The organism is Streptomyces sp. NPDC057623, assembly GCF_042800355.1.
Classification (GTDB): Bacteria; Actinomycetota; Actinomycetes; order Streptomycetales; family Streptomycetaceae; genus Streptomyces.
This window is the reverse complement of sequence record NZ_JBHVGZ010000010.1, coordinates 120,782-139,277: the sequence shown is the minus strand read 5'-3', so window position 1 is coordinate 139,277 and position 18,496 is coordinate 120,782. Positions and strand designations below refer to the sequence as shown.

16 protein-coding genes, 1 pseudogene and 1 riboswitch are annotated in these 18,496 nt (G+C 70.4%); of the genes and pseudogenes, 7 read left to right on the top strand and 10 right to left on the bottom strand.

The window, feature by feature from the left end; genetic code table 11:
- Positions 1–47: 47 nt before the first annotated feature.
- Complete coding sequence (locus ACFU95_RS13710) at positions 48–290, bottom strand: hypothetical protein (protein WP_383826359.1); 243 nt, start codon at positions 288–290, stop codon at positions 48–50.
- A gap of 168 nt (positions 291–458) precedes the next feature.
- Between ACFU95_RS13710 and ACFU95_RS13705 the strand changes: the two genes are divergently transcribed.
- Complete coding sequence (locus ACFU95_RS13705) at positions 459–824, top strand: nuclear transport factor 2 family protein (protein ID WP_383826357.1); 366 nt, start codon at positions 459–461, stop codon at positions 822–824.
- Between the two features lie 70 nt (positions 825–894).
- Here ACFU95_RS13705 and ACFU95_RS13700 read toward each other — a convergent pair whose 3' ends face one another.
- Complete coding sequence (locus ACFU95_RS13700; RefSeq protein WP_383826354.1) at positions 895–2,067, bottom strand: alanine--tRNA ligase-related protein; 1,173 nt, start codon at positions 2,065–2,067, stop codon at positions 895–897.
- Between the two features lie 300 nt (positions 2,068–2,367).
- On the opposite strand from ACFU95_RS13700, the gene ACFU95_RS13695 reads away from it, so the two are divergent.
- Together ACFU95_RS13695 and ACFU95_RS13690 are read left to right on the top strand one after the other, a co-directional pair.
- A complete protein-coding gene (locus tag ACFU95_RS13695) occupies positions 2,368–3,411 on the top strand; it encodes a YihY/virulence factor BrkB family protein (protein ID WP_383826352.1) in 1,044 nt (347 codons plus the stop codon).
- Positions 3,412–3,464: 53 nt separating this feature from the next.
- Positions 3,465–3,561, top strand: a riboswitch (ZMP/ZTP riboswitch).
- A gap of 28 nt (positions 3,562–3,589) precedes the next feature.
- Positions 3,590–4,438, top strand: coding sequence for a bifunctional 5,10-methylenetetrahydrofolate dehydrogenase/5,10-methenyltetrahydrofolate cyclohydrolase (locus tag ACFU95_RS13690; protein ID WP_383826349.1), 849 nt, complete (start codon positions 3,590–3,592; stop codon positions 4,436–4,438).
- A 12-nt stretch (positions 4,439–4,450) separates the two neighbouring features.
- Here the strand turns inward: ACFU95_RS13690 and ACFU95_RS13685 are convergent, their stop codons facing one another.
- Together ACFU95_RS13685 and ACFU95_RS13680 are read right to left on the bottom strand one after the other, a co-directional pair.
- Positions 4,451–5,425: a CU044_5270 family protein gene (locus ACFU95_RS13685; protein ID WP_383826346.1), complete on the bottom strand. Its 975-nt coding sequence runs from the start codon at positions 5,423–5,425 to the stop codon at positions 4,451–4,453.
- Positions 5,418–5,951: an RNA polymerase sigma factor gene (locus tag ACFU95_RS13680; RefSeq protein ID WP_383826344.1), complete on the bottom strand. Its 534-nt coding sequence runs from the start codon at positions 5,949–5,951 to the stop codon at positions 5,418–5,420. Before ACFU95_RS13680 ends, ACFU95_RS13685 begins: the two co-directional genes overlap by 8 nt.
- 81 nt (positions 5,952–6,032) lie before the next feature.
- Here ACFU95_RS13680 and ctaD point away from each other — a divergent pair, with 81 nt between their 5' ends.
- Complete coding sequence (gene ctaD, locus ACFU95_RS13675; protein ID WP_383826554.1) at positions 6,033–7,685, top strand: cytochrome c oxidase subunit I; 1,653 nt, start codon at positions 6,033–6,035, stop codon at positions 7,683–7,685.
- On the top strand, positions 7,682–8,014 hold the full coding sequence (locus ACFU95_RS13670) for a hypothetical protein (protein ID WP_383826341.1): 333 nt from the start codon (positions 7,682–7,684) through the stop codon (positions 8,012–8,014). The genes ctaD and ACFU95_RS13670 overlap by 4 nt, the downstream gene beginning before the upstream one ends.
- Here ACFU95_RS13670 and ACFU95_RS13665 read toward each other — a convergent pair.
- On the bottom strand, positions 8,011–9,972 hold the full coding sequence (locus ACFU95_RS13665) for a ricin-type beta-trefoil lectin domain protein (RefSeq protein WP_383826338.1): 1,962 nt from the start codon (positions 9,970–9,972) through the stop codon (positions 8,011–8,013). The two genes, ACFU95_RS13670 and ACFU95_RS13665, sit on opposite strands and share 4 nt — an antisense overlap.
- 202 nt (positions 9,973–10,174) lie before the next feature.
- Here ACFU95_RS13665 and ACFU95_RS13660 point away from each other — a divergent pair, with 202 nt between their 5' ends.
- A complete protein-coding gene (locus tag ACFU95_RS13660; protein WP_383826551.1) occupies positions 10,175–11,386 on the top strand; it encodes a glycosyltransferase in 1,212 nt (403 codons plus the stop codon).
- Positions 11,387–11,419: 33 nt separating this feature from the next.
- Here ACFU95_RS13660 and ACFU95_RS13655 read toward each other — a convergent pair whose 3' ends face one another.
- Positions 11,420–12,082, bottom strand: a complete 663-nt coding sequence (locus tag ACFU95_RS13655) for a TetR/AcrR family transcriptional regulator (RefSeq protein WP_383826336.1) — start codon at positions 12,080–12,082, stop codon at positions 11,420–11,422.
- A gap of 156 nt (positions 12,083–12,238) precedes the next feature.
- Between ACFU95_RS13655 and ACFU95_RS13650 the strand changes: the two genes are divergently transcribed.
- Complete coding sequence (locus ACFU95_RS13650; RefSeq protein ID WP_383826333.1) at positions 12,239–13,492, top strand: YncE family protein; 1,254 nt, start codon at positions 12,239–12,241, stop codon at positions 13,490–13,492.
- 14 nt (positions 13,493–13,506) lie between these two features.
- Here the strand turns inward: ACFU95_RS13650 and ACFU95_RS13645 are convergent.
- The 4 genes and pseudogenes from ACFU95_RS13645 to ACFU95_RS13630 form a co-directional block, all read right to left on the bottom strand.
- Positions 13,507–13,611: pseudogene (locus ACFU95_RS13645) on the bottom strand (MerR family transcriptional regulator); the annotation flags it as partial.
- Between the two features lie 96 nt (positions 13,612–13,707).
- On the bottom strand, positions 13,708–15,567 hold the full coding sequence (locus ACFU95_RS13640; RefSeq protein WP_383826331.1) for a cellulase family glycosylhydrolase: 1,860 nt from the start codon (positions 15,565–15,567) through the stop codon (positions 13,708–13,710).
- 81 nt (positions 15,568–15,648) lie between these two features.
- A complete protein-coding gene (locus tag ACFU95_RS13635) occupies positions 15,649–16,308 on the bottom strand; it encodes a tetratricopeptide repeat protein (RefSeq protein WP_383826328.1) in 660 nt (219 codons plus the stop codon).
- Positions 16,309–16,352: 44 nt separating this feature from the next.
- Positions 16,353–18,362, bottom strand: a complete 2,010-nt coding sequence (locus tag ACFU95_RS13630; RefSeq protein WP_383826326.1) for a GTP-binding protein — start codon at positions 18,360–18,362, stop codon at positions 16,353–16,355.
- Positions 18,363–18,496: the final 134 nt, after the last annotated feature.

The window sequence follows — 18,496 nt, the reverse complement described above, 5'->3', positions numbered from 1 at the left end:
GATCCGGCGGCCCTCGAGGGGAAGGGGAAGCGACCCGGGCGGTCGACCTAGCCGAGCCGGCCCAGGCTCTTGACCTGGTCGAGGTGGTTCAGGTGCTGGGAGACCGGGGGGACCCGGTGCTTGTGCCGCTCGGGAATGCCGGTCGCGGCGAGCGAGTCGAGCGTGGTGACCGGATCGAGCCGGCCGGCGATCGGGGTATCACCGCCGGACGCGTCCGCCGTGGGCGCGGTGAGTGCGGTGAGGCCTGCTGCCAGTCCAACGGCCGCGACGATACGTCGTGTTGAGATCATGTCCTCAGCAACGCGGGCGTCCGCCACGGGACACGGCTGGGCGGCGGCGCTCACCCGCCAGGCCCAGCGCGCCGCTGCGCTTGCCGGGCGGGGCGAGGCGGAGGAGTCTCGGAGGTGAGGCCCTCGCGGCCGCCTCTCTCCCTGCCGCGGGCCTCGGAGGAGGTCACCATGGGCACTGCCGCACGCCCTTCGTTCGACACCGACACACTGCGCCGGGCCGTGGAAGGACGCACCCCGCAGACGCTTCTGTCGCTGTACACCGACGACGCGGAGATCCGTGTCGTGAACCGCAACGCCCAGCCCAGCCACCCGAAGGTGCTGCACGGCCGGGGCGAGATCGCCGACATGCTCACCGATGTCTACAGCCGCGACATGACGCACAAGCTGGAGGGATGCGTGATCCAGGGTGACCGCGCGGCCTACAGCGAGTCCTGCGAGTACGCGGACGGGGTGCGGGTCCTGTCCGAGTCGATGATCACGCTGCGCGACGGCAAGATCTCCCGGCAGATCATCATCGAGGCGTGGGACGAGTAGAGGAGCGGAAACGAGTGGGCGGCCGGGCCGGCTCGTGGCCGACCCGGCCTCTCCCGGATCCTCCCGGCCGTCAGGACGTGCGGAGCGTGGTGACGAGATCGCGCGGCAGTCCGTGGGTGTCGTGGAGGTAGCGGTAGTCCTCACCGGTCAGCGGGCCCTCGAACCGAGGCCGGTCCAGCACGCGGCGCCCCCGCTCCAGGAGACTGCCGAAGCGCCGTTCCTCGTCCACCAGCACCTCGCGCACCCGGCCTGGGTCATCGGGTTGCCGGAAGTGGTCCAGGGTGTGCCCGAGGAGTTCGGCCGGCAGGTCGGACAGGGTGCGTGAGGGGTCGTCGCGCCAGAGGGTGGTCAGGACGCGGCGGATCAGCCGGCGCAGGACATAGCCGCGTCCGGTGTGGGACGGCCGTACGCCGTCGCCGGTCACGGCGACGGCGGAACGCAGGTGGTCGCAGACCAGGCGCGTCGACGGCTCGTCCATAGCCCACAGCGGCGGCAGGAGCCTCGTCCAGGGTTCGAAGAGGTCGCTGTCGTAGACGCAGTCGTGGCCCTGGAGGACCGTGGCCAGGCGTTCGAGTCCCATGCCCGTGTCGACGTTGGGCTGTGGGAGGGGTCGGAGGCTGCCGTCCTCACCCCGGCGGTAGCGCATGCTCACGTGGTTCCAGACCTCCACCCACCGTGGATCGGTGGTCGGGCCGCCCTGGGGCGGGGTGCCGGGCCCGCCGGTCCAGACGAAGATCTCCGAGTCGGGGCCGCACAGGCCGACGGGGCCGTGGGACCACCAGTTCTCGTCGCTGGTCAGCTCCACGGGAAGGCCCAACTCCCGCCAGGTGGCGAGGGACTCGTCGTCGGGGCCCACCTCTTCGTCGCCGCCGAAGACGGTGACGTACATCCGCTCCGGCGGGATGCCGAATCCGTCCCGCAGCAGCTCGTACCCCCAACGCAGGCTCTGTGAATGGCCGTAGTCGCCCAGGGACCACGAGCCGAGCATCTCGAACACCGTCAGATGGGTGCGGTCGCCGACCTCGTCGAGGTCGGTCGTGCGCAGACAGCGTTGAACGCTGGTCAGGCGTCGTCCCTGTGGATGCGGGCTGCCCTCCAGACAGGGCGTGAGCGGGTGCATGCCGGAGGTGGTGAACAGCACCGGGTCGGACGGCGGTGGCAGGAGGGTGCCTCCGGTGACGAGCTCGTGTCCGTGCTCGCGGAAGTAGTCGGTGAAGGTGCGGATGATCCGGTCGGTGTCCATCGGGGTTCCTTCGGTCGTGGGGACCGGAACGAGCCACGGAACAGGGTGCGACCGGGAAAGGGGAAGGCACACATACACCGGCGGTCCGTTTCCGGCCGCCGCAAGGGGTGGGATCAGGCGTCGGCAGCCGTCGAGCGGGGCGCTCGCGCGGCTGCGGTGTCGGTGTGCCTGATGACCTTCATGGGAACGACGGTAACAGTCCGCATCTCAGGCGTCGCGGGATTTTCGCCGCCTGGTGGGGCCGCCGGATAGCGCGTTCGGATCGCGCTTGAGCTGGGCAGGGCCGGATACCCGGGGGCCATGACCCGACTACTCAGGTCCAGGCACAAGGATCACGGGGAGCGGCAGGAGCCGTCCCCGGGCGCGGGACCGGATCCGCAGGTGGAACGGCAGGAGCCCGACACGCCGGCCGAGCTGCCCCGGCGTTCGTGGTGGGCGGCGCTGAAGGGCACCCTGCGGGAGTTCAAGGACGACGAGCTGACCGACCGCGCTGCGGCCCTGACCTACTACAGCGTGCTGTCGCTGTTCCCGGCGCTGCTGGTGCTGGTGTCCCTGCTGGGGCTGGTCGGCAGGTCGGCCACCGACAAGGTCCTGGAGAACATCAACGAGCTGGCGCCCGGCTCGGCCCGGGACATCCTCACGCGGGCGGTCGAGCAGCTCCAGGGCAACGGCGGTCTCGGCTCCGTCATGGCCGTCGTCGGCCTCGTTCTCGCACTGTGGTCGGCCTCCGGCTATGTCGCGGCCTTCATCCGCACCTCGAACGCGGTCTACGACATGCCCGAGGGGCGCCCGGTGTGGAAGATCCTCCCGATCCGGCTCGGAGTGACGGTCGCCCTCATGGTGCTGGCCCTGCTCAGCGCGCTGATCGTCGTCTTCACCGGCTCCCTGGCCCGGCAGGTCGGCTCCACGCTGGGCATCGGCGACACGGCTCTGACGGTCTGGGGCATCGCCAAGTGGCCCGTCCTGGCCGTCCTCGTGACCACCATGATCGCCATCCTGTACTGGGCGGCCCCCAACGCCAAGGTGCGCGGCTTCCGGTGGATCACCCCGGGCAGTTTCCTCGCCCTGCTGATCTGGCTGGTCGCCTCCGCCGGGTTCGCGTTCTACGTGGCCAACTTCGCCTCCTACAACAAGACCTACGGCACCATGGCCGGCGTGATCGTCTTCCTGATCTGGCTGTGGGTGGGCAACCTGGCCATCCTGCTCGGCCTGGAGTTCGACGCGGAGGCCCTGCGACAGCGCGCGATCGCAGGCGGCCACCCGCCCGACGAGGAGCCCTACACGGAGCCGCGCGACACCCGTGCCTGGGACGAACAGGACCGCAGGCGCCTCCGAGGTCCCTGACGGCCCGCGTCCGGACACGCTGTCCGGTCCCCGCGCCGCCTCCGTTAGGGTGGGCCGCGGGCCGTGACTGGCGCTGAGGTGGAGTACCACCGGGGAGCGGCCCCTGGACAGATCGACGCGGAGTCGATGCCGTGCGCCTGGGCGAACCGGAACCGGACCACCAGCCCAGGAGTAGATCATGTCCCAGGCCCGTATCCTGGACGGCGCCGCGCTCGCCCGGCGGATCGTCGAGGAGACCGCGAAGAAGGCGGCCGACCTCACCGAGCGCACCGGCACCGCGCCCTGTCTCGCGACCGTGCTGGTCGGCGAGGATCCCGCGTCCGTGACGTACGTCCGGATGAAGCGGAACCGCTGCCGCAGGGCCGGCGTCACCTCACGCCATGTACCGCTGCCCGCCGGCACCACCACGGAACAGCTCGTCGGCACCCTGCGCGAGCTGTCGGCCGACCCCGGCGTGCACGGCATCCTGCTCCAGCACCCGATGGGCGCGCACATCGACGAGCGGGCCGCGTTCGAGGCGATCGCGCCGGAGAAGGACGTCGACGGTGTCACCTTCGCCTCGTTCGCGACGATGAGCTTCGGGCTGCCGGGGTTCGTGTCGTGCACACCGGGCGGGATCATGCGGCTGCTCGACGAGTACGGCGTCGACCCCGCCGGCAGGCGGGCCGTGGTCGTCGGCCGCAGCGCGATCCTCGGCAAGCCGGCCGGCATGCTGCTGCTGGCCCGCGACGCGACGGTGACGTACTGCCACTCCCGTACGGCGGATCTGTCCGCGGCCGTGCGGGAGGCGGACATCGTCGTCGCCGCCGTGGGCCGGCCGCGGCTGATCCGGGGGCAGGACATCAAGCCCGGCGCCGTCGTGATCGACGCCGGCTACAGCGCGGGGAACGTCGGCGACGTCGACTTCGACTCCGCCGTCGAGCGGGCCTCGCTCATCACCCCGGTGCCGGGCGGCGTCGGGCCGATGACGATCGCCACGCTGCTGGAACAGACGGTGGACGCGGCCGCACGGCAGCTCGGGGTGTGATGCCGCTCCGGCTCAGCGCATCCAGGCGCTGTACGACATCACGTCGCCGGCCCTGACGCCGTACTCCGGTTCCGCCTTGGTGAAGGTGGTCTCCAGCCCGAGTACGGCGCCGGTGGCCGGGTCCATGATCAGCATCCTGCGGGTACCGGACCCGTCGTACACGTACGCCTGTCCGCGCCGCCCGAGCCGGTCCGTCACCTGCCCGAGCGGCCTGATCCCCTCGGTGTCCGCGAGGAGCCGCGCGAGCGCCGCCGACTCGCGGGCGCCGAGGGTCCAGGTGCCGAGCACGGACGCCACGGCGTCGAGGAGCTCGCCGGTGTTCAGCGGGGTCTTGCTGTACGCGGCCTCCTGGAGGTAGGCCCGCAGGCGTGCGACGTTTGTCGGGGGCGGCGACTGCGGCGGGGCGTCGCTCCAACTGGGCGGGTAGGTCTGCCTGCTGAGGACATGACCGTCCTCGACCGGACGCGGCTCGCCGTCCTCGTCGGTCAGGACCGGCCGCCCGGGGTGGCGCGGGTCGGTCGCCATGACGATCTCCGTGTGGCTGTCGTCGGCGTTCCACCGCACGATGCGCTCCTGCGGCAGGGTGATCGGCGGCTCGCTGTCGCTCATGGCCAGGCTCCACGCCTGCACGTGCGTGCCCTTGCGGAGCTTCGGCGCACCGTCGGCCACGGCCGCCCCTGCCCGCTCGGCGAGGGTGGTCAGGGGTACGGGGGTGGAGTCGGCCTGCACGAGCAGCGGGCGGGGTGCCGCGACCGCCGGGGCCGTCGTCTGGCCGGTGAACAGCAGGGCCGACACGAGTGCGGCGACGACGGCCGTGGCCGCGAGCCCCCAGGCCAGCCGGGTCCGGCGGCGGAGCGGGGCAGGGCGTTCACGCAGCAGCCGGTCGAGGTGCCGTTCGGCGTGGTGGTCGAGGGGGCCGTCGCCGAAGTGGGGGCCGTCGACCGGTACCGGGTTGGCTCGGCGCAGCAGTTCGAGTTCGTCAGCCATGGCTTCGTTCCTTGGACACGGTCGGCGGGGACATACGGTCTATCTCGGCTCTCAGCCGGCGCCGGGCCCGGTGCAGCCGCATGGCCGCGGCCCGGCTGCCGCAGCCGAGGGCCACGGCGACCTCCTCGACCGCCAGTTCCTCCCACACCGTCAGCCGCAGCACTTCCTGGTCGGCCGGGGACAGCCGGTTCAGGGCGTCGTGCACCCAGGCGCCCGGCGCCTCCGTGTCCGGGCTGTCCACGGTCTGCCGGCCGTGCGCGGTCTCGTCGTTGCCGAGGCGGTCGACCAGTCGCCGGCGTCGCCCGTAGCCGCGTACCGCGTTCGCCAGGCAGTTGCGTGCCACGCCGTACAGCCAGGGCAGCGGGGCGGCCGGCAGGTCCGCCCGGCGTCGCCAGGCGACGGTGAAGACCTCCGCCACCACTTCCTCGACCTCACTCGTGCGCCCGTCCAGTCGCCGCGCGACATAGCGGCTGACCGCCCAGTAGTGCTCGCGATAGGCAGCGGCGAAGATCTCGTCGTTGCTCATGTTCCGTTCGTGTCCGGCACCCGCCGGATCGTCACACCGGCTTCCGTGATTCTTGTCGCGTGCGTCGAGTGTGACGCGCGGGTGGGGCGCGGACACAGGCGGGGCGTGAAGAGGATCAGAGACATCAGGAGCGTCCGAGCCGTGCAGTGGCTGACCACCACGGATCACAAGACGATCGGAACGCTCTACTTGGTCACGTCGTTCGCGTTCTTCGTGATCGGTGGCGTGATGGCACTGTTCATGCGCGCCGAGCTGGCCCGGCCGGGCCTTCAGATCATGTCGAACGAGCAGTTCAACCAGGCGTTCACGATGCACGGCACGATCATGCTGCTGATGTTCGCGACGCCGCTGTTCGCCGGCTTCGCCAACTGGATCATGCCGCTCCAGATCGGCGCGCCGGACGTGGCCTTCCCCCGGCTGAACATGTTCGCCTACTGGCTGTACCTGTTCGGCTCGACGATCGCGGTCGGCGGCTTCCTCACCCCGCAGGGTGCCGCCGACTTCGGCTGGTTCGCCTACGCGCCGCTGTCCGACGCCGTCCGCAGTCCCGGTGTGGGCGCCGACATGTGGATCATGGGCTTGGCGCTCTCCGGCTTCGGCACCATCCTCGGCTCGGTCAACTTCATCACCACGATCATCTGCCTGCGCGCGCCCGGCATGACGATGTTCCGCATGCCGATCTTCACCTGGAACGTGCTGCTGACCGGTGTGCTGGTGCTGCTGGCCTTCCCGGTCCTCGCGGCGGCGCTGTTCGCGCTGGAGGCGGACCGCGAGTTCGGGGCGCACGTCTTCGACGCGGCGAACGGCGGAGCGCTGCTGTGGCAGCACCTCTTCTGGTTCTTCGGGCACCCGGAGGTGTACATCATCGCGCTGCCGTTCTTCGGCATCATCAGCGAGGTCATCCCGGTCTTCTCCCGCAAGCCGATGTTCGGCTACATGGGTCTGATCGCGGCGACCGTCGCGATCGCGGGTCTGTCCGTGACGGTGTGGGCGCACCACATGTACGTCACCGGCGGTGTGCTGTTGCCGTTCTTCTCCTTCATGACGTTCCTCATCGCCGTACCGACCGGCGTGAAGTTCTTCAACTGGATCGGCACGATGTGGAACGGCTCCCTGAGCTTCGAGACACCGATGCTCTGGGCTCTGGGATTCCTCGTCACCTTCGTCTTCGGCGGCCTCACGGGAGTCATGCTCGCCTCGCCGCCGCTGGACTTCCCGACCTCCGACACCTATTTCGTCGTGGCCCATTTCCACTACGTCATCTTCGGCACCGTGGTGTTCGCGATGTTCTCCGGATTCCACTTCTGGTGGCCGAAGTTCACGGGCAGGATGCTCGACGAACGCCTCGGCAAGATGACGTTCTGGACGCTGTTCATCGGCTTCCACGGCACGTTCCTGGTCCAGCACTGGCTGGGGGTGAACGGAATGCAACGCCGTATCCCCGACTATCTGGCGGTGGAGGGGCTGACGACGCTCAACTCCCTGTCGACCGTCTTCTCGTTCGTGCTGGGAGCGTCGCTGCTGCCGTTCTTCTACAACGTCTGGAAGACCGCGAAGTACGGCGAGAAGATCGAGGCCGACGACCCGTGGGGGTACGGCCGCTCGCTGGAATGGGCGACTTCCTGCCCGCCGCCGCGCCACAACTTCCTGACGCTGCCGCGGATCCGGTCCGAATCCCCCGCCTTCGACCTGCGCCACGATCCCACGCCGGAGAAGGAGCTGACGTCTCTGTGAGCATCACGGACAGGTTCCTGAACGACGTCGAGGGCCATCTGCTGCTCGCCGCGGCGCGCGAGGAAGGCCGTACGGCCGCCGCGCGGTTCAGCGCGCCCCTGCACTGGCTGACGGAGGGTCAGCGGGGCGAGGTGGAGCGGCGGTTCGAGGCGGAGTACCTCGCACTCGCCCGCGCCTCCTGGCAGCACACGGCGGTGCGTGCCGGAGGACTGCGGGACGAGTACGAGGCGAGATACCGCGGCCTGCGGCGCCGGCTGCTGGCCGGCTGGTCACTGACCGGCGCCCTGGCACTCGGTGTCCTTCTCGTGTGTCTCGCCCGGGGGCTCTAGCTCACCGTCCACTTCTGGTTGTTCTGGCCGTTGCAGGTCCAGAGCACCAGTTTGGTGCCGTTGGCCGTGGCCGCGCCGTACGCGTCGAGGCAGAGCCCGGCGTTGACGTTGGTGAGGGTGCCGTCGGTGCCCAGGGTCCACTGCTGGTTGCTCTGGCCGTTGCAGTCCCAGATGACGACCCGGGTGCCGTTGGTGGTGCCGCGGTTGTAGGCGTCGAGGCACTTGTTGCCGTAGACCACGAGTTCCTTGCGGGTGCTGTGGTACTGCCAGACCTGGTTCTGGCCGCCGGTGCAGTCCCAGAGCTGGGCGTCGGTGCCGTTGGCGATGGTGTTGTCGTTGATGTCCGCGCACCGGCCGGAACCGCTGCCCGTGATCAGCGTGCCGTTCCTGCCGGGCAGCGGCCGTACGACGATGCCGTCGAGGGTGGGGGCGCCGGAGAAGGAGAGGGTGTTGGCGCTGCCCTTGGTGAGGGAGACCTGGACGGAGATGTTGCCCGCGCTGGAGCCGGTCGGCGGGAAGGAGACCTTGGTGGGGGTCTGGCCGTTGACGGTGAGCGTCGCCGTGCGGGCGGCGGTCGTGTTGTTGGTGTAGGAGACCTCGACGGTCTTCAGACCGGCGCTGCCGGCGACGACGCCGGAGTAGCTCGACGTGCCGCTGTAGGTGCTCGCGGACTGCTCGGTGCCGCCGGTGACCGTGAGCATCACGGAACCGCCTGCCGGGACGTTGGTGCTGTAGCCGGTGCCGGTGGTGGCGACGTTCTGGCGGGCCCACAGGTCGCGGACGGTCGCGGAGGCGTTCGTGAGGCCGAGGTCGGACCAGCGGACGGTCATGTTCTGCGTGGTCGAGGTGCGGTTGAGGAGGACGACGGCACGATTGCCGCTGCCGGAGAGGACCTTGCCGTAGACCTGGAGGCCGGTGGCGTCCTCGGCGACCTCGACGCCCTGGAGGCCGCGCGGATCCTGGTCGACGGCGATGACCTCGGGGTTGGTGAGGATGTTCGTCGCCTCGGTGGTGAGGGTGGTGAGGTCGAGGCCGGCGAGCAGCGGGGCGCCGGAGATCGCCCACAGGTTCATGTGGGAACGGCTCTGGGCGGCGGTCAGGCCGTTCATCCCGACGACCATCATGTCGGGGTCGTTGTAGTAGCCGGTGTGCTGGGCCGTGGGGTGGATGTTGCGGTCGAAGGCGGTCAGGACGTTGGCGTAGGACGGTGTGCCGCCGTGGAAGAAGATGTCCGTGTTGGTCCGCCACATCGGGCCCATGCCCGGGGCCCAGTTCCAGGGGTTGGAGTAGCCCCAGTTGCACAGGGAGAGGGCGAGCGGGCGGCCGGTGGTGGCCGTCGCCTTCGCCACGGCGTCGCTGATCGCCTGGTAGGTCGTCTTCGGGTCGAGTTTCTCGGCGTCACCGCCGCACCAGTCGACCTTGACGAAGTCGAAGCCCCACTTCGAGAACTGCGTCATGTCCTGCTCGTAGTGGCCCTCGCTGCCCGAGCCTGGCGCGGCGGGCCGGCCGGTCGGGAAGTAGTAGCCGCAGCCGTCCTTGCCGGCGTCGGTGTAGATGCCGGCCTTGAGTCCCTTGCTGTGGATGTAGTCGGCGATGGCCTTCATGCCGCCCGGCCACTCCGTCTCGTCGACGGTGATGTTGCCGGCGCTGTCCCGGGTGCCCTGCCACCAGCCCTCGTCGATGTTGATGTACTCGTAGCCGGCCTCGGGCAGACCCGCCGCCACGAACGCGTCGACCTGCCGCTTGATGACGTTGTAGTCGACCTTCGCGGCGAACGCGTTCCAGGAGGCCCAGCCCATGGGTGCACCGGGCACGGGTATCTGACGGGCCGTCGCCGCCTCGGCGGGGGCGGGGGCCGCGAACAGCAGGGCGGCGGTCGCGGTGAGCGCCAGGGCGAGGGCGCGCGCCACGGCGGATCTGCAGCGGCGGACGGGATTCGTTGGGGGCGGGGGGTACATGCGGCTCCTTCAGGCGGGAGAAACACTCAGCACATTCGATATTTCGAACATGATTCGGAACGTCGAACATGTGGCGCCGAAATTAGGGCCACGGGAGGGGGAAGTCAACGGCTCAGGCGGACCTGAAGTCGTCCTTTCGCATGCACGGTTGGCCCCGACGGCAGCCCGCACCGCCATACTGGCCGATGTGCGCGTAGCGATCATGACGGCGGGCTCCCGGGGCGATGTCGCCCCCTACACCGGACTCGGGCACGCCCTGTCCCGGGCCGGACACGAGGTCACCCTGGTCACGCACGGCTGCTTCGAGCGGCTGGTCGCCGGAACCGGGGTGCGTTTCCACCCGATGCCGCTCGACCCACGGGCGGAACTGGAGTCCCCGCGCGGCCGGAACCTGCACCGCAGTGCGACCGGCCTGGGCAAGCTGGTCCGCGTGATGGGGATGGCGCGGGCGCTGGCCGGGCACCTGACGGACGACATGCTGGCCGCGGCGCGCAGCAGTGACGTCCTGCTCCTGGCGGGCGCCACCACGCCCCTGGGGCACTCCATCGCCGAGGGTCTGTCGCTGCCGAGCATCGACGTCCCTCTGCAACCCCTCACCCCTACCCGGGAGTTCGGGCCGCCGATGCTCGGGGGCGGCTCCTGGGGTCCCGTCGGGAACCGGGTCGCCGGACATGGTGTGAGCCTCGCCATCAACCGCGTTTTCTCGGCGGCCGTCCCGGACGTACGCACCCGCCTCGGACTGCCCCGCGGCAAGCCCCGCACCACACGCGAGGGCCGCGCTCTGCACGGCTACAGCCCCCTGGTGGTGCCCAGGCCGAGCGACTGGCCGCCGCACCTGGAGGTGACGGGCTACTGGTGGCCGTACGACGGTGAGGCCCAACTCCCCGCCGAGTTGCGGGAGTTCCTGGACGCGGGCCCGCCGCCGGTCTTCGTGGGGCTGGGCAGCGCGACCGTGCCCGATCCCGCGCGGCTGAGCGCCGAGGTCGTGCGCGCCCTGCGCCGGGCCGGGCTCCGCACGGTGATCCAGCGGGGCTGGGGCCGGCTGGAGGCCGCCGGGGACGACGTACTGACCATCGGCGAGGTGCCGCACTCCGCGCTGTTCCCGCGGATGGCCGCCGTGATCCACCACTGCGGCGCGGGCACCACGGCGGCCGGGCTGCGCGCCGGGGTGCCCGCCGTGCCCGTCCCGATCCAGTTCGACGAGGGCTTCTGGGCCGGCCGCCTGGTCGCGCTCGGCGTGGCGCCCCGGGCCCTGCCGCTGCGCAGGCTCACGGCGGAGGCACTGGCGGACGCCGTACGGCGGGCGACCACCGACCCGTCCTTCGGCCGGCGCGCCCGCGACATCGCCGACCGGCTGCGGGCCGAGGACGGCTTCGCGCCCGTCCTCGACGCGGTGAACCGGCTCGACGGCTGAACCGCACGAGCCGACGGCGTCACCGGTCCCGGTTCAGGACCCGGCGAGCCGTGCGTCCGTCGGCTGGAGGATGCCGAGCAGGATGCGGACCAGTTCGTCGACGACCTCGTCGAGGGTCGCGTCCACCCACCCCGCGCTCCAGTCGTGCAGCAGCCCGTTGACGCTGCCGATGAACGCGGTCACGGCGAGGCGGTAGTCGCGCGGTGCCGCCTCGCCGCGGGCGACGGCGGACGCCACCTCGGCGCAGACCAGCTCGACCCAGCGGGCGCGGCGCGCGAGGCGCTGTTCCTCCAGGCGGGGGCTGACGCCGATGATCTCGACGAAGGTGATGCGGATGCGGCGCGGGTCGGCGGTGACGTTCGCCGCGTACGCGCGGAAGATCGCGGTGGCGCGCTCGGCCAGCGGCAGGTGTTCCGCCTGGGCCACCGCCGTCAGGGCGGCCTCTTCCGCCCACGCGTTGACCTGGAGGTGGAGGGTGGCCAGGACATCTTCAAGGGTGCGGAACTCCTCGTAGAACTGACGGGTCGACAGGCCCGCGGCCTCGCTCAGCGCGGCGACCGTCGTGGCCCGGTAGCCGGGGCTGCCGCCGAACAGCTGAAGCGCGGCGTCCAGGAAGCGTCGCCGCCGCTCGGCCTGTCGCTCCTCGGCCGACTTGCCGCCGTAGCGGCCGGTGGGCGCCTTGATCCTGCCCGTCACGCTGTCCTCCCACGGCCTCGCCGACCCGACGGCCAATTTTGTCGTGTACGCAGTCTTGTGGAGAAGGGCACCCCCTCCTTACTTTTCAGTAAGTTGATTCTGAAAGCACATGTGTTCAGATTCGCCCCCCTCCCGCCTCAGAGGAAGAGAGCAGTCATGCCTGCCTTCAGACCCAGGCACCTGTGCTCCGTAGCCGCCGCCCTCGCCCTGACCGTCGCCGCCCCCGCGACCACCGCCACCGCAGCCGACTCCTCCGCCGCGGCCCTGCGCGAGGTGATGTTCGTCGGCAACAACTGGGACGGCACCGCCGACGTCATCAAGTCCGCCGGGGACTTCGGGAAGATCGGCCGTATCGACGTCATCCCCGACATGGACGAGCGGATGGCGGAGATCAACGCCGATCCCATCAAGTGGATCTACTTCATGGCGATCCGCAACAGCGTGGGTGAGGGCCACGACCAGTTCGTCGACGACATGTACTCGACGCCCGACGGCAGGTCCGTGGTCGTCTCGCGCCCCAGCTTCGCCGACGTGGTGTCCCTCGACCTGGCCACGGGGGACGTCAACTGGCGCTTCCCCGTGTCCGGTTACCGCGCCGACCACATGGCGGTCTCCCCCGACGGCGAGCGGGTGGCCGTGTCCGCCTCGACCTCCAACACCGTGCACGTCCTGGACATCGAGAACGGCAAGGAACTGGGCAGGTTCGCCACCGGCGACAAGCCGCACGAGAACATCTTCACCCAGGACGGCAAGTACCTCTACAACATGGCGATCGGCGACGTGAACACGCAGAGCGACGCCCCCTGGCTGGACTGGACGAAGGGCGACCGGCGCATCACCGTCGTCGACGCCACCACGTACCAGCAGGTCAAGGTCATCGACATGCGCCCCAAGCTCGACACGATCGGCCTGACGGACTACTCCGACGCGGTCCGGCCCGCGGTGTTCTCGCCGGACGAGTCGAAGCTGTACTTCCAGGTGTCGTTCTTCAACGGCTTCTTCGAGTACGACCTGGCCACCGACAGGATCACCCGCACGAAGACCCTGCCGAAGAACCCGGCGACCAGCGACGACCGCACCACCTTCGTCAACGACTCACGCCACCACGGCATCTCGATGAGCCCCGACGGCAGCAAGCTCTGCGTCGCGGGCACGATGGACGACTACGCGGTCGTCGTCAACCGCACCACCCTCCAGGAGGGGCCGCTCGTGACCGCCTCCAAGCCCTACTGGGCCACGGTCAGCGGTGACGGCAAGTCCTGTGTGGTCTCCGAGAGCGGCACCGACCAGGTCACGGCCATCGACTTCGCCACCGGGCAGAAGCAGGTGTCCGTCCCGGTCGGCGACCACCCGCAGCGGGTCCGGCTGGGCCATGTGGAGGCCGGCTGGACCGGCCCGACGGCCGGCTGATCAGCCCAGCGCCTTCGCCGCCGCGAGGGCGGTACGACGAGGGCGAAGGCGCGTGGATCGGCGGCGAGGTCCGTGGCCCGCTCGCCGTCGCCGGGATCGCCGTCGTCGAAGGCCGCGACCTGCCCCACGGGGTAGCTCGTTCACCTGCCCTTTCGTCGGGTCCAGCGTGCGACCTGACGTAAGGGCAGGGTCAAACGAGGTTTCCGGTCCGGCTCCTAGCCGACGGTCCGCGCGGCCCACGCGGAGAGCTCGGACCGTGCGGCGTTCAGCAGGGCCGCCGAGGGAGCGCTCGCCCCGTTCGTCACCAGCGCGTAGTGCAGGACGCCGGAGTCGGAGTCGGTGAGCAGCAGGCGGCGGCTTCCCGTGCCGCCCGGTTCCGCTGCCACGCCGACCGGGGTGGCCGAGGTGTACGACGGCGGGGCGTACGCCGTGCCCAGGTCGGAGACCACCGTGGTGGACCCGGTCGGGAAGGACGCCGGAAGGTGCAGTTCGGTGGGTGCGGTGCCGCTGTTCGAGCGCCACACCTGGAGCCCGTACTGCCCCGATCCCACCAGCTGCGCCACGTTCGGCAGCGAGCTGGGCACCGGGTTCCAGGTCAGGGTCGTGTCGCCGTCCCGTGAGCGGTCCTCGTAGGTGAAGGCGAGCGTCGTACCGGACGTGGCGCTCGGGTAGATCCGGTCCAGCAGCCGGGCGTCCTGCCGCAGCACCGGCGTTCCCGAGTCGTCGAGGCGTACGGCGGACAGGTCCTCGTCGTTCCAGGCGTCAGCGGCGGTGAGGACCTTGTCGGGGTTGCCGTTCATCAGCTCCTGGTGACGTCCGTTGTAGATGTCCCACTGCCACTGCGAACCGGAGAGCACCGGGCCGGAGCCGGCCGGGTTCGACCACCAGCTCCGGCCCGGGACACGGGAGTCGAGTGCCTGGTACATCGCCTTGAGCACGGTCGGCGCCTTGTCGGAGACCGACCCGGCCAGCGGGTGGCCGAACTCGCTGATGATCGCGGGCGTGTTCGTGGCCGAGGCGCGGTCGCGGACGGTGCCGAAATCGCCGGCGTACTGGCCGTCCTCCGCCTTGCCCCACATGAAGACGCCCGAGATGGCCTTCTGGTCGTAGAAGTGGGTGTTGAAGACGTACCGCGGTCCGAGGGTGCCCGCGTCGAGCAGTCCGCCCTCCTGCTTCTGGAAGTCGATGTTGGCGTTCCAGAAGAGGTTCGGCTCGGCGAAGAGCGGCTTGTCCTGCCAGCCGGCCGCGTCCATGCGGGACCGGAACTTCTCGTAGAAGGGCCACAGGATGTCGCGTTCCCAGGTGCGGCTGGTCTGGCCGGAGTCGTAGGAGCCGGCGTGCGGTTCGTTGTAGGGGTCGAAGCCGACGACGCCCGCGAACTCGGCGGCGGAGACGTTCTGCCGGACGTACGCCATGGACTTCTGGGCGGTGGCCAGGAAGGCGTCCTGGAGGCCGTACTCGTTGTGCCAGAAGTCGTGCGACGCCTGCTTCACGGCCTCGTTCTGGGTGATGTTCTGGCCCCAGAAGAGGCAGATCCCGCAGTTCTCGTCGGGGTAGTTCCCGAGGTCCACGGCCCACTTGGGCGCGCCGTCGCCGGTGTACCAGCTGTCGGGGTCGAACAGGTACCGGGAGTAGAGGTCCTGGTGGAAGTCGGGGTACACGCGGATGCCCGCGTCGAGGAAGGCGCGCATCTGGGCGGTGGCGGCGGCCAGATACGTGGTGTCGACCTGGCCCCGAACGGGTTCCGCGTAGGCCCAGGACAGCAGGAAGCGGATCGAGTTGCCGCCGCCGAGGGCGCGCAGCGCGGTCGCGGACTTCTTCGCGTCGGCGACCGAGGCGAAGGGCAGGCCGCCGTTCTCGTCCAGTTTGGTCTCGCCGGAGACGTTGTATCCGCGCAGGACGACCTCGCGGCCGTTTCCGTCGGTGAACCGGCCGTTTTGGACGGTGAGGGGCGTTTCGTCGAACCAGAGGGAGCCGGGAAGGGGGGCGGCGGTGGCGGGAGAGGGGCCCGCCACCGTCAGTGATCCGAAGAGGACGACCAGGACAACGAGCAGACGGGTCCGGAAGTTCAGCATTCCACTACAGTCCGGTGAGATCAGGAGACCGTCAACACCCCTGACTCTGGAGTAAGTTCCGTCTCGGCCATCACGCCCTTCTCATCCCTCGCCGGACAGGCCGAGTTCCCCACGAGCCTCCGCCACCCACCGCAGGACGCCTTCCGCCCCGGCCTTCCCGGCCGATTCCCCCGCTTCCCGGAGGAGTTCCGCGGCCTCCTCCCGCCGGTCCTGCTGGGCCGCGACATGGGCGAGCCCGATCAGGTTGGCGGCCACCCCCGCCAGGAATCCGAGCTCGCGGCGCAGACGGGTGGACTCCTCGAAGAGGTCGCGCGCCGCATCGAGCCGTCCGGCCATGTGCTCCGCGAAACCGAGGTGCCGAAGGGCGTACGACATGGTCAGCCGGTCGTCGGCCCGGGTGGCGAGGTCGAGGGCGCGGGTGAGGGCGGGCAGGGCTTCCCCGGTGTCGTCGCGGACCACCTGGTGGAAGGTGCCGACCCAGAACAGCGCCTCCCCCTCGCCCCGCACATCGCCGAGCGCGCGGTACAGCCGTACCGCGCGCTCGAAGAGCTCCAGCTCCCGCGCGTCCTCGACCCGCTCCTCCAGGAACCGGGCGTGGACGACCTTGCCCCGGGCCAGGGCGAGATCGGCCTCGACCGCGTCGAGCTCATGCCCGGCAGCCGTCAGTGCGCCGCTGTCACCTCCGAACACCGCGCGCTCGTAGAGGAGTTGGGCCTGCTCGATTCGTGTGTCCGCTGTCATGCGGCGATCGTACGAAAGCCGTCCCGCGCCCTCCCGACGACTTTTCAGCCGCCGACCCTGCGTGTCAGGTGCAACAGGTACTCCTTGCGGTTCAGCGGGTTGAGGTCGGTGCGCCGGCGCTCCGGGACCGTGCCGCCCCGTGCCATGGGCGCGTAGTGGTCGAAGGCGCTCTCCAGCTCGCCCTCGCCGCGCGTCAGCCCCGGCAGGTGCTGCTCCAGCTCGTGCACATGGGCAGCGGGCACCTCCCCCTCCAGCACGCAGGAGGCGCCGCGGGTCTGTGTGGTCCGCGGCACCGCGCGCAGACGGGCCAGCACCGGCAGCAGCGCGGCCAGGGTGTCGGTCGGGGCCTCGACGCGGAAGCGGTGCATCGGCTCGTGCACCTGGGTGCCCGCCCGGCGCAGGGCCTCGACCAGCACCAGCGGGGTGAGGCCGCGGAAGTCGTACCCCGTGCTGGACATGCTCTTGTCGAAGCCCTGGTGGGCGTGGCTCTGCCGGGGCGAGTAGCCGGAGTGGGTCATGGTGACGGTGCAGTCGGGGATCTGCCAGCCGTGCAGGCCCTGTCCGAGGGTCTCGCGGACGGTCTCCTCGACGGCCTTGAAGAAGGCGTACGGCATGGAGCCGAGCTCCACCTCCAGCCGGAAGGCCACGCCGGAACCGACCGGCGCCGGGTCGACGCGCAGGCCGACGGTCGCGAGGAAGGGGTTGCCGTCCTTCTTGTTGAACTCGACCGCCGTACCCGAGCCGACCGGCCGCTCGACGCACAGCGGTGTGGTCTCGCGGAAGGTGACGTCGAGGCCGAACTCGTCGGCGAGCGTGGCCTGAATGACCTCCTTCTGCACCTCGCCGTAGAGGGAGACAAAGGTCTCCTGCCGTACCTCGTCGTGGCGCAGGTCGATCAGCGGGTCCTGTTCGGCGAGCAGGGTGAGCGCCCGGTGCAGGTCCCGCCGGTCCGCGCCGTCGGCCGCGACGACGACCGTTTCCAGGGTGGGCGGAGCGAAGAAGTGCCCGCACTCCTTGCGGGGTTCGCCGAAAGCGTCGCCGATCCTGATGTCGGCCAGGCCCCACAGTTTGGCGATCCGGCCCGCCGCCACCAGGTCGTCCCGGACGTCCGCGCCCCGGTCGAAGACGCTGATCGCGGTGATCCGGCCCTCGGTGCGGGTGTCGTCCAGATCGCCCGCGTCGCTCGATGCGCCGGCCGCGCCGAAGCGGATCCGGTCGCGGGTGCGCACGGTGCCGGAGAACATCCGCGCGTACGCGACCTTCTCCCCCGCCGGTCCCCGCTCGACCTTGAAGACCGAGCCCGAGACCGGCCCTCGCGGGTCGCCGTCAGCCGCGGGCAGCAGTCGCCTGATGCCCTCGACGAGTGCGCCGACGCCGGCGCCCGTGACGGCGGAGCCGAAGTACACGGGGTGGACGAGGGCCTGCCGGGTCTGGGCGGCGAGGGCGGCGCGGAGGCGGTCGTACGAGACCGTGTCCTCGACGTACGCCGTCAGCAGCTCCTCGTCGTGGTCGGCGAGGACGTCGAGCGCCGAGAAGGGGAGGCCGGGGACGAAGCGCGCGTCACGCGTGCCCAGGCCGTCGGCCGTCCCCATCGGCACGACGGACGCGGTCAGCCGTTCGGCGAGGGCCCGCAGGACGGCGTCGTGGTGTGCGCCGCGTCGGTCGATCTTGTTGACGAAGACGAGGGTGGGGATGCGCAGCCGTCGCAGGGTGCGCATCAGGACGCGGGTCTGCGGCTGGACGCCCTCGACGGCGGAGACGACCAGCACGGCGCCGTCGAGGACGCCGAGCACCCGTTCCACTTCGGCGATGAAGTCCGGGTGGCCTGGGGTGTCGATGAGGTTGACCGTCACGTCGTCGAGGGCGAAGGAGACGACGGCGGACTTGATGGTGATGCCGCGCTGCCGCTCCAGCGCGAGGGAATCGGTCCGGGTGTTCCCGGCGTCGACGCTGCCGATCTCGTCGATCACGCCCGCCGTGTACAGCAGGCGTTCGGTCAGGCTGGTCTTACCGGCGTCGACATGGGCGAGGATCCCGAGATTGAGCAAGTGCACGAAGCGTCATGTCCTTGAGTGAGGGGGTCTTTCCTTCCGGGGTGGACATGAACGCAGTGCGCATCGCTGCTCCTCCTTGGGTGCCGACGGGTCCTGTGCAGTGCAGCAGGGCCGGCCCCGCCGAGGCAATGCAT

Bases quoted from the DNA above. Each gene is read 5' to 3' on its own strand.
- ACFU95_RS13635 (WP_383826328.1), bottom strand. From the start codon at position 16,308: ATGACAGCGGACACACGAATCGAGCAGGCCCAACTCCTCTACGAGCGC.
- ACFU95_RS13700 (WP_383826354.1), bottom strand. From the start codon at position 2,067: ATGGACACCGACCGGATCATCCGCACCTTCACCGACTACTTCCGCGAG.
- ACFU95_RS13660 (WP_383826551.1), top strand. From the start codon at position 10,175: ATGACGGCGGGCTCCCGGGGCGATGTCGCCCCCTACACCGGACTCGGG.
- ACFU95_RS13690 (WP_383826349.1), top strand. From the start codon at position 3,590: ATGTCCCAGGCCCGTATCCTGGACGGCGCCGCGCTCGCCCGGCGGATC.
- ACFU95_RS13710 (WP_383826359.1), bottom strand. From the start codon at position 290: ATGATCTCAACACGACGTATCGTCGCGGCCGTTGGACTGGCAGCAGGC.
- ACFU95_RS13680 (WP_383826344.1), bottom strand. From the start codon at position 5,951: ATGAGCAACGACGAGATCTTCGCCGCTGCCTATCGCGAGCACTACTGG.
- ACFU95_RS13650 (WP_383826333.1), top strand. From the start codon at position 12,239: ATGCCTGCCTTCAGACCCAGGCACCTGTGCTCCGTAGCCGCCGCCCTC.
- ACFU95_RS13665 (WP_383826338.1), bottom strand. From the start codon at position 9,972: ATGTACCCCCCGCCCCCAACGAATCCCGTCCGCCGCTGCAGATCCGCC.
- ACFU95_RS13685 (WP_383826346.1), bottom strand. From the start codon at position 5,425: ATGGCTGACGAACTCGAACTGCTGCGCCGAGCCAACCCGGTACCGGTC.
- ACFU95_RS13640 (WP_383826331.1), bottom strand. From the start codon at position 15,567: ATGCTGAACTTCCGGACCCGTCTGCTCGTTGTCCTGGTCGTCCTCTTC.
- ACFU95_RS13705 (WP_383826357.1), top strand. From the start codon at position 459: ATGGGCACTGCCGCACGCCCTTCGTTCGACACCGACACACTGCGCCGG.
- ACFU95_RS13695 (WP_383826352.1), top strand. From the start codon at position 2,368: ATGACCCGACTACTCAGGTCCAGGCACAAGGATCACGGGGAGCGGCAG.